This window comes from Pseudomonas sp. TWI923, assembly GCF_039673365.1.
In the GTDB taxonomy this organism is placed as follows: domain Bacteria; phylum Pseudomonadota; class Gammaproteobacteria; order Pseudomonadales; family Pseudomonadaceae; genus Aquipseudomonas; species Aquipseudomonas sichuanensis.
In genome coordinates this window covers 20,991-33,620 of record NZ_JBDJLM010000009.1, presented here as the reverse complement: position 1 = coordinate 33,620, position 12,630 = coordinate 20,991, and the positions used below count along the sequence as shown (strand labels likewise).

Here is a 12,630-nt window from a genome sequence, read left to right as displayed (position 1 = left end):
GAGCGGCGCTGCCGTTGTCCAGGCGATTGCAGCGCCGTTACAGGTGCCAGGCCTGGCCATGGCGCGCGAGCAGGCTGTTGGCCTGCTCCGGTCCGTTGCTGCCGGCGGGGTAAGGGCGTGGTGCCTGGAAGTGTTCTTCCCAGCCCTGCAGGATCGGGTCGATCCAGGCCCAGGCGGCCTCCACCTCGTCTCGGCGCATGAACAGCGTGGAGTCACCTTCCATTACATCCAGCAGCAAGCGCTCGTAGGCGTCCCAGCGGCGGGTCTGGGCGAACGCCTGGGCGAGGTTGAGGTCGAGCTCGACGGGCGCCAGGCGCATGCCTTTGCCGGGGCTCTTGGTCATCATGCGCAGGCTGATGTGCTCGTCCGGCTGTAGCTGGATCAGCAACTGGTTGACCTGGCCGCCACTGAACAGCTCGTGGGGCACCGGCTTGAACTGGATGACGATCTGCGACGAGCGCCGCGCCATGCGTTTGCCGGTGCGCAGGTAGAACGGCACCCCAGCCCAGCGCCAATTGTCGACGTGCGCCTGGACGGCGACGAAGGTCTCGGTGTCGCTGTCGTTGTCGACATCTTTCTCGAAGTAGTAGGCGGGTACTTCCTGGCCGCCGATCTTGCCGGCGCCATACTGGCCGCGCACCGTCTTGTCCTGCACGTCCTGGCCAGTGATAGGTTTGAGGGCGCGCAGGATCTTCACCTTCTCGTCCCGCACGGCTTCGGCGTCGAATTGCGCCGGCGGCTCCATGGCTACCAGGCACAGCAGCTGCAGCAGGTGGTTCTGCAACATGTCGCGGGTGGCGCCGGCGCGGTCGTAGTAGGCGCCGCGGCTCTCCACGCCGAGGGTTTCGCAGACGCTGATCTGCACATGGTCCACCTGGCTGTTGCGCCACACCGGCTCCAGCAGGGCATTGGCGAAGCGCAGGGCCATGAGGTTCTGCACCGTTTCCTTGCCCAGGTAGTGGTCGATGCGGAACACCTGGGACTCGTCGAACACTTCGCCGATCGCTTCGTTGATCGCGGTGGCCGACTCCAGCGAATGGCCGATGGGCTTTTCCAGCACGATGCGCGCCTCGTTGTCGGCCAGGCCGGCGATGCGCAGGTGGTTGGCGATGGGCACGAACAGCTGGGGCGCGGTGGCCAGGTAGTAGATGCGTGTCAGCCCGCCGGGCTCGCCCAGGTAGCGCGCCAGGCGGCCGAAGTCGGCACTTTGCGCGGCGTCCATGGGGAAGTAGTCCAGGCGCGCCGAGAAGCGCTGCCAGACCTCCTCGTCGAAGTCCTGGCGGGCGATCTGTGCGCGGCAGTGGCGTTCGGCGAGCTTGACGTAGTCGTTGCGCGGCAACGGGCGGCGGGCCAGTGAGATGATCCGCACGGCATTGTGCAGGCGGGCCTCGCGATACAGGTGGTAGAGCGCCGGAAGCAGCTTGTGCAAGGCCAGATCGCCGGTGCCGCCGAAGACCAGGATGTCGCAAGGTATAGTCAAACCACCACTCTCCACGTTCGTTTAACTGGGCGGGTTGGCGAGCATGTAGTATAACTACAAGAAAGCTACATCCCGGCCAGCCGATCATAACCGAGTCCAGACCGTGAATCTGTTGCAACATATCGCCCAATCGCGCCACCTGTTGCGCAAATCGGAACTCAAAGTGGCCGACCACGTGCTGCTCGATCCGGCTGCCGTCATGCACAGTTCGATGGCCGACCTGGCGCACAACGTGGGGATCAGCGAGCCGACCATCGTGCGATTCTGCCGGGCGATCGGTTGTTCGGGCTTCCAGGACCTCAAGCTCAAGCTGGCGCAGAGCCTGGCCGCCGGGGCCAGTTTCGGCCAGTTCGCCATCCATGAAGACGACTCGGTTGCCGACTACAGCCTGAAGATCTTCGACACTACCTTGCACACACTGATGGAAGTGCGTGAGCACCTCGACCCGCAGGCCCTGCAGCAAGCGGTGAGTGCCATGGCCCAGGCGCAGCGCGTAGAGTTCTATGGTTTTGGCGCGTCCGGCGCGGTGGCCGCCGACGCCCAGCACAAGTTCTTCCGTCTGCTGCTCACTGCGGCGGCCTATTCCGACCCGCACATGCAGGCGATGTCGGCGGTTACCTTGAAGCCGGGTGATGTGGCAGTGTGCATCTCGCAGTCGGGGCGTTCCAAGGACCTGCTGATCACCGCCAACCTGGTGCGCGAGAGCGGTGCCAACCTGATCACCCTGTGCCCCAGCCAGACACCGCTGGCCGAGCTGTCGACGGTCAACCTGGCGATCGACGTGCACGAAGACACCGAAATCTACACCCCGCTGACGTCGCGCATTGCTCACCTGGTAGTGATCGACGTGCTGGCCATGGGCGTGGCCATGGCCCGTGGCCCGAGCCTGGTCAACCACCTCAAGAGCGTGAAGCGCAGCTTGCGCAGCCTGCGTTTGTCGCCCAAGTCGATCAAGGCTACAGACGACTGACCTGCACGGGCCACATCGCCAACCTCTGAAGCGACACCGGCTCTGTGGGAGCGGCTTTAGCCGCGAACACCGGCGTAGCCGGTGCCATGCACCCTGTCGCTTGCTTCGCGGCTAAAGCCGCTCCCACAGGATAGGCGCCAGGCCTGTGGGAGCGGTCAAAGCCTGCGATATGGTCGGTAAAGACAGCGAAGATTCATAAATCTGTCACCCTTCCACCGCCAAACGGTAAACCTGCAGCGCCAGTCTGAAACTCCCCCCCATCCTATCTGGGAGACAGGCAATGGCACGTGAACACGACGGTTCGTACCAACCCAACGCCAAGGCTCGCAAGCAGCAGGAAAAGGACCAGCGCCGCATGGAGTTCCGCCGCGCGATCGAAAGCTACTGCGACCGCCGCGAGCTGCTGCGCTCGCTGGCCGACTACCCCGAGCTGCAGGACATCACGGTGTGGCAGGTATCGGCGGCAACTTCCCCGAAAAACGCTCAACAAGTGCGCTGATTTGCGCACGTTCGCCGCGGATGAATGCCTGGAACGCCAAGGCCACCGGTGACTGGCGCTTGGCTTTGGCCTGCACGATGCACCAGCTGCGGTACAGCGGCAGCTCCTCGACCGGCAGCTCCTTGAGCAGGCCGGTGGCCAGTTCCAGGTTGACCGCATGGCGGGTCAGCAGGGCTATGCCGAGGCCCGCCACCACGCATTCACGCTGCGAATCGGTGGAGGCTACCTCCAGGGTCTGGGTGAAGTGCACGCGCTTGTCCTTGAAGAACTCCTCGCAGGCCTTGCGCGTGCCCGAGCCTTGCTCGCGGACCAGCAGGGTATGAGGTTCAAGGTCCTGCAGGCGCAGGCTCTCGAGCTTGCACAGCGGGTGGTCCGGCGGCGCCACGGCGACGATCGGGTTGTTGAGGAAGGGCAGGAACTCCAGCCCCATGTCCTGGGGCACCATGGACATGATGATCAGGTCGTCGCGGTTGTCCGACAGGCGCCTGATCGCCTGGGCCCGGTTGACCACCGTCAAGGTCAGGTTGACCTCCGGGTGGCGCTGCTTGAAGGCGGCGAACAGGTGTGGCACGAAGTACTTGGCGCTGGATTCGATCGCCAGTTTCAACTGACCCTGTAGTGAGCCCTGCATGTCCGACAGCTGCATGTCGAGGTTCTCCAGGCGCCCGAAGATGTCCCGGCTGGCGCGTTGCAACGCTTCGGCGGCCTCGGTCAGGTAGAGCTTCTTGCCGACGTACTCGAACAGCGGCTGGCCCACCAGTTCTTCGAGCTGACGTATCTGTAGACTTACGGCGGGTTGCGTCAGCGCCATTTCCTCGGCCGCCCGGCTGTAGGAGCGCAAATCACACACCTCATTGAAGATCTGCAGCTGACGCAATGTCATACGCATCAATGACTTACGCATTTTTTCACCTGTTTTGGCAAAACCTTGTTACCGAACTATAAGCCTTTGCTAATACTGGCCCTAACAAATATTGATTTTTGTTTATCGACCTACAACGCTAGGGTGATTGTGCGACTGGCCAGCGACGTCTGGTCACGCGCCGACCGGTGAAACCGGATCGTCTGTTCCTACGGCTTTGGGAAGACTCCAGTGATAAAAAAAATCCTGATCGCCAACCGGGGTGAAATCGCAGTTCGAATCGTGCGCGCTTGCGCCGAGATGGGCATTCGCTCTGTGGCGATCTACTCCGACGCCGACCGTCACGCCTTGCACGTCAAGCGCGCCGATGAGGCCTACAGCATTGGTGCCGAGCCCCTGGCCGGTTATCTGAACCCGCGCAAGCTGGTCAACCTGGCTGTGGAAACCGGCTGTGATGCCCTGCACCCGGGCTACGGTTTCCTGTCGGAAAACGCCGAGCTGGCGGAGATCTGCGCCGAACGCGGGGTCAAGTTCATCGGCCCGGCCGCTGACGTGATTCGCCGCATGGGCGACAAGACCGAAGCGCGCCGCACCATGATCCAGGCCGGTGTGCCGGTGACCCCGGGCACTGAAGGCAACGTTGCCGACATCCACGAAGCTCTGCAGGAAGGCGACCGCATCGGTTATCCGGTGATGCTCAAGGCCACTTCCGGCGGTGGCGGGCGAGGCATTCGCCGCTGCAACAGCCGTGAAGAGCTGGAGCAGAACTTCCCCCGGGTCATTTCCGAAGCCACCAAGGCCTTTGGCTCGGCAGAAGTGTTCCTGGAAAAATGCATCGTCAACCCCAAGCACATCGAGGCGCAGATCCTCGGTGACAGCTTCGGCAATGTGGTGCACCTGTTCGAGCGCGACTGCTCGATCCAGCGCCGCAACCAGAAGCTCATCGAGATCGCCCCCAGCCCGCAGCTCACCCCCGAGCAGCGCGCCTATATCGGCGACCTGGCCGTGCGCGCGGCCAAGGCGGTGAATTACGAGAACGCCGGTACCGTGGAGTTCCTGCTCGCCGAGGGCGAGGTGTACTTCATGGAAATGAACACCCGGGTGCAGGTGGAACACACCATCACCGAGGAAATCACCGGCATCGATATCGTCCGCGAGCAGATCCGCATCGCCTCGGGCCTGCCGCTGTCGATCAAGCAGGAAGACATCCAGCACCGCGGCTTCGCCCTGCAGTTCCGCATCAACGCCGAAGACCCGAAGAACAACTTCCTGCCCAGCTTCGGCAAGATCACCCGTTACTACGCCCCCGGCGGCCCGGGCGTGCGCACCGACACGGCGATCTACACCGGCTACACCATTCCACCGTTCTACGACTCCATGTGCCTGAAACTGGTGGTCTGGGCGCTGAGCTGGGAAGAAGCCATGGACCGCGGCCTGCGGGCCCTGGACGACATGCGTGTGCAGGGGGTGAAGACCACCGCCGCGTATTACCAGGAAATCCTGCGCAACCCGGAATTCCGTAGCGGCCAGTTCAACACCAGCTTCGTCGAAAGCCACCCCGAACTGACCAACTACTCGATCAAGCGCAAACCCGAAGAGCTGGCCCTGGCCATCGCCGCCGCCATCGCCGCCCACGCAGGCCTATGAATGCAGCTACAAGCTATAAGCGGCAAGCTGCAAGTAGAAGCAGATCAGCTTTTTCTTGCGGCTTGTAGCTTGAAGCTTGTCGCTACGAGGAGAGAATAATGTCCAAGAAAATCTTTGTTACCGACACGATCCTGCGCGACGCCCACCAGTCCCTGCTGGCCACCCGCATGCGCACCGAAGACATGCTGCCGATCTGCGACAAGCTCGACAAAGTCGGCTACTGGTCGCTGGAAGTCTGGGGCGGCGCCACCTTCGACGCCTGCGTGCGTTTCTTGAAAGAAGACCCGTGGGAGCGCCTGCGCAAGCTGCGCAGCGCACTGCCCAACACCCGCCTGCAGATGCTCCTGCGCGGCCAGAACCTGCTGGGCTACCGCCATTACAGCGACGACGTGGTCAAAGCCTTCGTCGCCAAGGCTGCGGTCAACGGTATCGACGTGTTCCGCATCTTCGATGCCATGAACGACGTGCGTAACCTGCGCGTGGCCATCGAGGCCGTCAAGGCCGCAGGCAAGCACGCCCAGGGCACCATCGCCTACACCACCAGCCCCGTGCACACCATCGATGCCTTCGTGAAGCAGGCCCAGCAGATGGAAGCCATGGGTTGCGACTCGGTGGCGATCAAGGACATGGCCGGCCTGCTGACCCCGTTCGCCACCGGCGAGCTGGTCAAGGCGCTCAAGGCCGAGCAGTCGCTGCCGGTGTTCATCCACTCCCACGACACCGCCGGCCTGGCCGCGATGTGCCAGCTCAAGGCCGTTGAAAACGGTGTCGACCACATCGATACCGCCATTTCCAGCTTCGCCTGGGGCACCAGCCACCCAGGCACCGAATCGATGGTCGCCGCGCTCAAGGGCAGCGAGTTCGACACCGGCCTGGACCTGGAGCTGCTGCAGGAAATCGGCCTGTATTTCTACGCCGTGCGCAAGAAGTACCACCAGTTCGAGAGCGAGTTCACCGCCGTGGATACCCGCGTGCAGGTCAACCAGGTACCGGGCGGGATGATTTCCAACCTGGCCAACCAGCTCAAGGAGCAAGGTGCGCTCAACCGCATGGGTGAAGTGCTGGCAGAGATCCCACGGGTGCGGGAAGACCTTGGCTTCCCGCCGCTGGTCACCCCGACCTCGCAGATCGTTGGCACCCAGGCGTTCTTCAACGTGCTGGCCGGCGAGCGCTACAAGACCATCACCAACGAAGTGAAGCTGTACCTGCAGGGCGGCTACGGCAAGGCCCCGGGCGTGGTCAACGAGCAACTGCGCCGCCAGGCCATCGGCAGCGAAGAAGTGATCGACGTGCGCCCGGCCGACCTGCTCAAGCCGGAAATGGCCAAGCTGCGCAGTGACATCGGCGCCCTGGCGCGCAGTGAAGAAGACGTGCTGACCTTCGCCATGTTCCCGGACATCGGGCGCAAGTTCCTCGAAGAGCGCGAAGCCGGCACCCTCACCCCCGAAGCCCTGCTGCCGATTCCGGAAGCCGGCGCGGTGGGTTCGGTGGGCGGTGAAGGCGTGCCGACCGAGTTCGTCATCGACGTGCACGGTGAAACCTACCGCGTCGACATCACCGGCGTGGGCGTCAAGGCTGAAGGCAAGCGTCACTTCTACCTGTCCATCGACGGCATGCCGGAAGAAGTGGTGTTCGAGCCACTCAACGAGTTCGTCGGCGGTGGCAGCAGCAAGCGCAAGCAGGCCAGCGCACCGGGCCACGTCAGCACCACCATGCCGGGCAACATCGTCGATGTGCTGGTCAAGGAAGGTGACGTGGTCAAGGCCGGTCAAGCGGTGCTGATCACCGAAGCCATGAAGATGGAGACCGAAGTCCAGGCGGCGATCGCCGGCAAGGTCGTGGCCATCCATGTGGCCAAGGGCGACCGGGTCACCCCGGGCGAGATCCTGATCGAGATCGAAGGCTGAGATAAGCCTTCATCTACAAGCGGTTAACCTCTGGGGAGCGAATGCTCCCCTTTTTTTCGCCTGCCGTTCAGCGTTGGTAACCCTTGCCGAAATGCCGCTCCAGCCGGGCCTGCACCAGCTCCAGCAGAATCGACAGCACCCAGTAGATTACCGCCGCGGTGGTCAGCATCTCCAGGTAGCGATAGCTGGAGCGGCCGTAGGACTGGGCCAGGAACATCACTTCCCAGACACCCATCACCGAAATCAGCGACGAGTCCTTGAGCATCGAGATGAACTGGTTGGCGCTCGGCGGGATGATGGTGCGCATGGCCTGGGGCAGGGTGATGTGCCAGAAGATCGCTGCCGGGCGCATGCCCAGGGCCAGGGCCGCCTGGCGCTGGCCGACGGCGACGCCGATGATGCCGGCGCGGAAGATCTCGCTCAGGTAGGCGCCGTAGTTCAGTGACAGGGCGATGATCCCGGCGGCGATGGCGCCCGGCACCAGGCCCAGCTGTGGCAGGCCCAGGTAGATCAGCAGAATCTGGATCAACAGCGGTGTGCCGCGAAAGAACGAGGTGTAGAAACTCGCCACGCCAAACAGCACCGCACTGCTGGACAGCCTTGCCAAGGCGGCGGCAAAGCCCAGCAGCACCGAGGTGAACATCGAGCAGATGCACAGGAACAGGGTCAGCGCGGCGCCTTGCAAAAAGCCGTTGGGGCCAAGCCGCAAGCCTGCAAGGTTGGGGAATTTTTCCACGATGATCGAGAATTTCAGATCAAAGTTTAAGAAAAAGCCCACGAAGAGCAGCAACAATACCAGCCACGTCAGGTACAGCCGGCTGCGAAAGCCGAGCAGGCGCGAGCCCGTCGATATGACGACGGGTTTGGGAGCAGGTTGATGTGCACTCATTTACTGATGTCGGCGCCGATCCACTTCTGCGAAAGCTTCGCCAGCGTACCCTCGGCTTTCAGCTCGGCGAACACCTGGCGCACCTTGGCATCCCATTCTGGGTCGCCTTTTTCGATGGCCACCGAGTTGGGCTCTTCATACAACGGCGCTCCGGCCAACTTGAAACGCTTGTCCTGGTCCAGGCGGGGTTGCGCGGTCACCAGGTTGGTCAGGATTGCATCCAGGCGCACGCCGGCGCCCAGGCCGAGGTCCTGGAAGGCAACGTTGTCGGTGTCGTACGGGGCGGCCTGGACGAAGTCGAAGGGGTAGTCGATCTTGCGGTCTTCGGCGCCTTCGATCACCAGGTTCTTGTTCAGGTAGCTCTCGTAGCTGGAGGCACTGGTCAGGCCGACCTTGCGGCCTTCCAGGTCCTTGGCCGAGTGGATGCGCTCGTCCTTGGCGTTGACCACGATCACCGCCGGCGAGGCGTAGTACTCCACCGGGAAGTCGAACACTTCGGCGCGCGCCTTGCTCGGCGTCATCGAGCAGATGCAGATGTCGTAGCGGCCGCTCCAACGGCCCGCAGCGATCACATCCCAGGAGGGTGTTTCCAGGCGCAGCTTCACGCCCAGTTTTTCGGCGACTGCCTTGGCCACGTCCACATCGAAGCCGTCGAGCTGATTCTGCTCGTTGAGGAAAGAGAACGGCGGGTAGCTCTCCATCAGCACATTGACCAGTTCCTTGCGGGTTTCCACGCGTTCCAGTGTGGCGCCTGCGAAGGCTTGAGTAGCAGCGCTCAGGGCAAGGAGACCGGCGCCCAGCAAGGTTGGTAAACGCATGGAGATACCTGAAAAAGTGCTTGAATAAAGGATGTTTGATATTTAATAGTTATAAGCATGTACTAACTAGTGAATTTTATTCATATCAATATAAGTGAATGGCATATGGGCGAACGGTCGTTGGTTATTCTGGATGGCGGCATGGGGCGGGAATTGCAGCGCCGGGGTGCGCCATTTCGTCAGCCGGAGTGGTCGGCGCTGGCGCTGAGCGAGGCGCCGGAGGCCGTAGTGGCCGTCCATGCCGCCTACATCGCGGCGGGTGCCGAAGTGATCACCAGCAACAGCTATGCGGTAGTGCCCTTTCATATCGGCGAAGCGCGTTTTGCCAAAGAGGGCTACGCCCTGGCACAAACAGCAGGGCAATTGGCACGGGCGGCTGCCGATGCTGCCGGGGGTAAGGTGCGGGTCGCCGGTTCCTTGCCGCCGCTGTTCGGTTCCTATCGCCCAGACCTGTTCCAGCCGCAACAGGTCGCCGCAGTGCTGACGCCGTTGCTTGAAGGCCTGGCCGAGCATGTCGACCTGTGGCTGGCGGAAACCCAGAGTTCGATCGCGGAAGTGCGTGCCATCCACGCGCAGCTGCCGCGCGATGGCAAGCCGTTCTGGGTGTCGTTCACCCTGCGCGATGAAGACGTCGATGACGTGCCACGGCTGCGCTCGGGCGAACCGGTCGCGCAAGCCGCCGAAGCCGTTGCCGCGCTTGGTGCGCAGGTGTTGCTGTTCAACTGCAGCCAGCCCGAAGTGATTGGTGATGCCATCGATGCCGCCAAGGCAGCATTCGAGCGCCTGGGTGCCGATATCGCCATCGGTGCCTACGCCAACGCCTTCCCGCCCCAGCCCAAGGATGCAACGGCCAATGATGGCCTGGATGAGCTGCGCGAAGACCTGGACCCACCGGGCTACCTGAGTTGGGCACAGAACTGGCGCCAGCGCGGTGCCAGCTTGGTCGGCGGGTGCTGCGGGATCGGCCCGGAGCACATTGCCGAGCTCAAGGCGAAGTTGGTTTGACGAGGTAGATCGTGGCCTGCAGCTGAGGGTGGGCCAATGGGACTAGTATCCCCATGGTTTTTAAACTGCACTTTGCTGCAGCTTTTTGTCGTCGCAGGATCCATAAGTGCATTCAAATGCAGATTCAAACGATGTTGTCGTCTGAATCTGCACTATACTGCAGACTTATCCAGGTCTCGATGCAAAAAGTGCAGTAAATTGCAGGTGTTCAATGAGCAGACTGACGCTCCAGCTATATACCAACGGCCAATGGCATGACGCCATGGCTTTGAATTTTGCTGAGCCTGAGCAAAGTTTGCTCAGCCCCTGCGAATTCGCCTACACCTCCGATTACGTAAAAAACCATACAGACGCCTACGACAGCCTGTTCTGCCAAGCGGTAAGCGCCAGGCTCCCCGTCGATTTTGGTGCTCATCGGCTGGCACACGCCCCTGCATTCCTATATGACATCGCCCCTGCAGGTGCGGCCAAGCGCTTCCTGCTCAGGCACATAGGCCGTGAGAAACCGGCAGACATCGGCGATGACCTGTTTCTGTTGGGGCGCTGCACACCCGCACCAGTTGGTAACTTGCGTATCAAGGAGTCGACCGAACAGCTGGATCTGGCAGATCCCTTGGGCTTTACCCGGGAGGACGTTGTCACGCGGGATCAACGCTTTCTGGAGTACGCCTATGAGCAGGGAGCGGCGATCGGCGGCGCAACAGGTGCCGGCGGGGAAGCGCCAAAGCTGTTGATGACCGAAGACGCTGATGGCCGGCTTTATCCGGACGCGGTACTTGCCGATGAGCGCGCCCAGCGTCACTGGTTCATCAAGTTCGCCAGAAATCAGGCCTTGGCCAACGACCAGGACATCCTGCGTGCTGAGCACTTTTACTACAAAGCCTTGCAACAGCTTGGCCTGGAAACGGTGGCCAGCTCGTACATGGCGCTGGAAGAAGGCAGCAAGCCAAGCCTCTGGATGGAACGCTTCGACCGTCAGGTCACAGCCCAAGGGGTAGAGCGGTTCGCGGTGGAGTCGGTGTATGCATTGTGCGGCGTGACCGAAGCCGGTAGCCGAATGGGACATCTGGAGGTGATAGAGGCTTTGGTCGGGCTGTGGATAGAAGCAGGGCAGAAAGGTGAAGTGCCTGAAATGATTGCGGATTATTTGCGCCGAGACCTGATCAACAAGATTCTGGGCAACGCTGACAACCATGGGCGCAACACGGCCATCATCCGCACGCGTGATGCGGTGCGCCTGGCGCCTATCTATGACTTGGCACCGATGGTCATGGACCAGGAAGGGATCACCCGGACGACCAAATGGCCGACACCCATCGAGCGTGCTGGCGAAATCGACTGGCGGGCGGCCTCTGATGCCTTGGCGCCTCTTATGGATCCGGAGCAGGCCTTCCAGCGCCTGCGCCAGGATGCCGGCAACCTGCTGGCATTGCCGGACATCCTGTCCGATATGGGGCTCTCTGATGCGGTAATGAACCATCCGGCCATTGCCCTCGGTTCGCTGCAACGGCGGCTGACCGCCTGGGGGCTGGCATGACAGTTTCCATCGATGTACGCGGGTTGTTGATCGATGCTGTGCGCGAAGGTATCGCCGACGGCAGCCTGGAACTCGGCGCGGCAGTGCGCCGCTTGCGTGTCGAGGTGGCCAAGATGCAGCAGGCGCAGTTTGCGAAGATGTGCAAGATTTCGGTTCGCACGCTGATTCAGATCGAGCAGGGGGAAGGCAACCCCACGCTCAAGTCGCTGAATGCAGTGTTCAAGCCGTTCGGGTTGAAAATGGGTGTGGTCAGTCGTCACCGGCAGATCGGTTGACTGCATCGCGGAGCAAGTCGCAAGTGTTGGAGCGGCGGTGCGCCGATGTGACTTGCCCCGCGACTGCTTCAGCCCAGGCGACATGCCTCCAGCGTCAACACCTGCCCCTGAGGCTGCTGGTTTTCCTCACTCAACCAACGCTCGAACCCCGCCGCCACGGCCGGCCACTCGGCATCGGTAATCGAATACCAGGCGGTATCCCGATTGCGGTCCTTGACCACCATGTGATTGCGGAACACCCCTTCAAACACAAAGCCGAACCGCTGTGCCGCACGCTTGGAGCGAGCATTGGCGTTGTTGCACTTCCACTCCAGCCGGCGGTTGCCCAGCTCGAAGCCCAGCTTGCTCAGCAGGTAGACCGCCTCGGTGCCTTTGGGCGTGCGCTGCATGGCGGCGCCGAAGGCGATATGGCCGATCTCGAAGCGGCCCTGTTCCGGCACGATCGACATGTAGCTGAGGATGCCCTGCACCTGGCCGCTGGCGCGGTCGATCACGCTGTAGAACAGCGGGTCGCGGCTGGCGGCGTTGCCGTCGAGCCAACGGTCGAAGCTGGCGCGTTCGACGAACGGGCCATAGGGCAGGTAGTCCCACAGCACCGGGTCCGAACCTGGCCCTTGCAGCACCTCCCACAGGTCATCGCCATGGCGCGCCGGGTCGAGTTTTTCCAGGCGGATGAAACGGCCTTCAATTGGGTCGGCCTTGGGCGTACCGGCGGCTTTCCAGTTCAATGCGTCGGTCATG

Annotated in this window: 12 protein-coding genes; 7 read left to right on the top strand and 5 right to left on the bottom strand. The window is 62.2% G+C overall.

The features are described 5' to 3' along the window. Nucleotides 1-37: 37 nt before the first annotated feature. The gene (gene zwf / locus ABE459_RS06360) at nt 38-1,480 is read right to left on the bottom strand and encodes a glucose-6-phosphate dehydrogenase (protein WP_125466104.1); all 1,443 of its coding nucleotides are present in this window, start codon (nt 1,478-1,480) and stop codon (nt 38-40) included. A gap of 103 nt (nt 1,481-1,583) precedes the next feature. On the opposite strand from zwf, the gene hexR reads away from it, so the two are divergent. Continuing rightward, on the top strand, nt 1,584-2,450 hold the full coding sequence (gene hexR / locus ABE459_RS06355) for a transcriptional regulator HexR (protein WP_110995081.1): 867 nt from the start codon (nt 1,584-1,586) through the stop codon (nt 2,448-2,450). A gap of 280 nt (nt 2,451-2,730) precedes the next feature. After that, nucleotides 2,731-2,949 (top strand): hypothetical protein, encoded by a 219-nt coding sequence (locus ABE459_RS06350; protein WP_110995082.1) that lies wholly within the window; start codon nt 2,731-2,733, stop codon nt 2,947-2,949. On the opposite strand, the gene ABE459_RS06345 is transcribed toward ABE459_RS06350, so the two are convergent. Next, nucleotides 2,891-3,838: a LysR family transcriptional regulator gene (locus ABE459_RS06345; protein ID WP_190306097.1), complete on the bottom strand. Its 948-nt coding sequence runs from the start codon at nt 3,836-3,838 to the stop codon at nt 2,891-2,893. The genes ABE459_RS06350 and ABE459_RS06345 overlap by 59 nt on opposite strands. A gap of 204 nt (nt 3,839-4,042) precedes the next feature. Here ABE459_RS06345 and ABE459_RS06340 point away from each other — a divergent pair, with 204 nt between their 5' ends. Together ABE459_RS06340 and oadA are read left to right on the top strand one after the other, a co-directional pair. Then, nucleotides 4,043-5,458, top strand: a complete 1,416-nt coding sequence (locus ABE459_RS06340) for an acetyl-CoA carboxylase biotin carboxylase subunit (RefSeq protein WP_125466102.1) — start codon at nt 4,043-4,045, stop codon at nt 5,456-5,458. Between the two features lie 98 nt (nt 5,459-5,556). Next, complete coding sequence (oadA, locus tag ABE459_RS06335) at nt 5,557-7,365, top strand: sodium-extruding oxaloacetate decarboxylase subunit alpha (RefSeq protein ID WP_110995085.1); 1,809 nt, start codon at nt 5,557-5,559, stop codon at nt 7,363-7,365. 67 nt (nt 7,366-7,432) lie between these two features. Here oadA and ABE459_RS06330 read toward each other — a convergent pair whose 3' ends face one another. Both ABE459_RS06330 and ABE459_RS06325 read right to left on the bottom strand, forming a co-directional pair. Beyond that, complete coding sequence (locus ABE459_RS06330; RefSeq protein WP_258705390.1) at nt 7,433-8,254, bottom strand: amino acid ABC transporter permease; 822 nt, start codon at nt 8,252-8,254, stop codon at nt 7,433-7,435. Beyond that, a complete protein-coding gene (locus tag ABE459_RS06325; RefSeq protein WP_323830808.1) occupies nt 8,251-9,072 on the bottom strand; it encodes an ABC transporter substrate-binding protein in 822 nt (273 codons plus the stop codon). Before ABE459_RS06325 ends, ABE459_RS06330 begins: the two co-directional genes overlap by 4 nt. Nucleotides 9,073-9,177: 105 nt before the next feature. Here ABE459_RS06325 and ABE459_RS06320 point away from each other — a divergent pair, with 105 nt between their 5' ends. The 3 genes from ABE459_RS06320 to ABE459_RS06310 all read left to right on the top strand — a co-directional run bounded on the left by ABE459_RS06320 (nt 9,178) and on the right by ABE459_RS06310 (nt 11,889). Further along, nucleotides 9,178-10,077, top strand: a complete 900-nt coding sequence (locus tag ABE459_RS06320; protein ID WP_028689988.1) for a homocysteine S-methyltransferase family protein — start codon at nt 9,178-9,180, stop codon at nt 10,075-10,077. Between the two features lie 211 nt (nt 10,078-10,288). Then, nucleotides 10,289-11,614, top strand: coding sequence for a HipA domain-containing protein (locus ABE459_RS06315; protein WP_323830809.1), 1,326 nt, complete (start codon nt 10,289-10,291; stop codon nt 11,612-11,614). Continuing rightward, a complete protein-coding gene (locus ABE459_RS06310) occupies nt 11,611-11,889 on the top strand; it encodes a helix-turn-helix transcriptional regulator (protein ID WP_062360088.1) in 279 nt (92 codons plus the stop codon). The genes ABE459_RS06315 and ABE459_RS06310 overlap by 4 nt, the downstream gene beginning before the upstream one ends. Nucleotides 11,890-11,957: 68 nt before the next feature. Here the strand turns inward: ABE459_RS06310 and ABE459_RS06305 are convergent, their stop codons facing one another. Next, on the bottom strand, nt 11,958-12,629 hold the full coding sequence (locus ABE459_RS06305; protein ID WP_323830810.1) for a GNAT family protein: 672 nt from the start codon (nt 12,627-12,629) through the stop codon (nt 11,958-11,960). Nucleotide 12,630: the final 1 nt, after the last annotated feature.

What these genes read in the sequence shown, in the direction of transcription:
- ABE459_RS06350 (WP_110995082.1), top strand. Translation starts at nt 2,731, where the DNA reads ATGGCACGTGAACACGACGGTTCGTACCAACCCAACGCCAAGGCTCGC.
- ABE459_RS06345 (WP_190306097.1), bottom strand. Translation starts at nt 3,838, where the DNA reads ATGCGTATGACATTGCGTCAGCTGCAGATCTTCAATGAGGTGTGTGAT.
- oadA (WP_110995085.1), top strand. Translation starts at nt 5,557, where the DNA reads ATGTCCAAGAAAATCTTTGTTACCGACACGATCCTGCGCGACGCCCAC.
- ABE459_RS06330 (WP_258705390.1), bottom strand. Translation starts at nt 8,254, where the DNA reads ATGAGTGCACATCAACCTGCTCCCAAACCCGTCGTCATATCGACGGGC.
- ABE459_RS06325 (WP_323830808.1), bottom strand. Translation starts at nt 9,072, where the DNA reads ATGCGTTTACCAACCTTGCTGGGCGCCGGTCTCCTTGCCCTGAGCGCT.
- ABE459_RS06320 (WP_028689988.1), top strand. Translation starts at nt 9,178, where the DNA reads ATGGGCGAACGGTCGTTGGTTATTCTGGATGGCGGCATGGGGCGGGAA.
- ABE459_RS06315 (WP_323830809.1), top strand. Translation starts at nt 10,289, where the DNA reads ATGAGCAGACTGACGCTCCAGCTATATACCAACGGCCAATGGCATGAC.
- ABE459_RS06310 (WP_062360088.1), top strand. Translation starts at nt 11,611, where the DNA reads ATGACAGTTTCCATCGATGTACGCGGGTTGTTGATCGATGCTGTGCGC.
- ABE459_RS06305 (WP_323830810.1), bottom strand. Translation starts at nt 12,629, where the DNA reads ATGACCGACGCATTGAACTGGAAAGCCGCCGGTACGCCCAAGGCCGAC.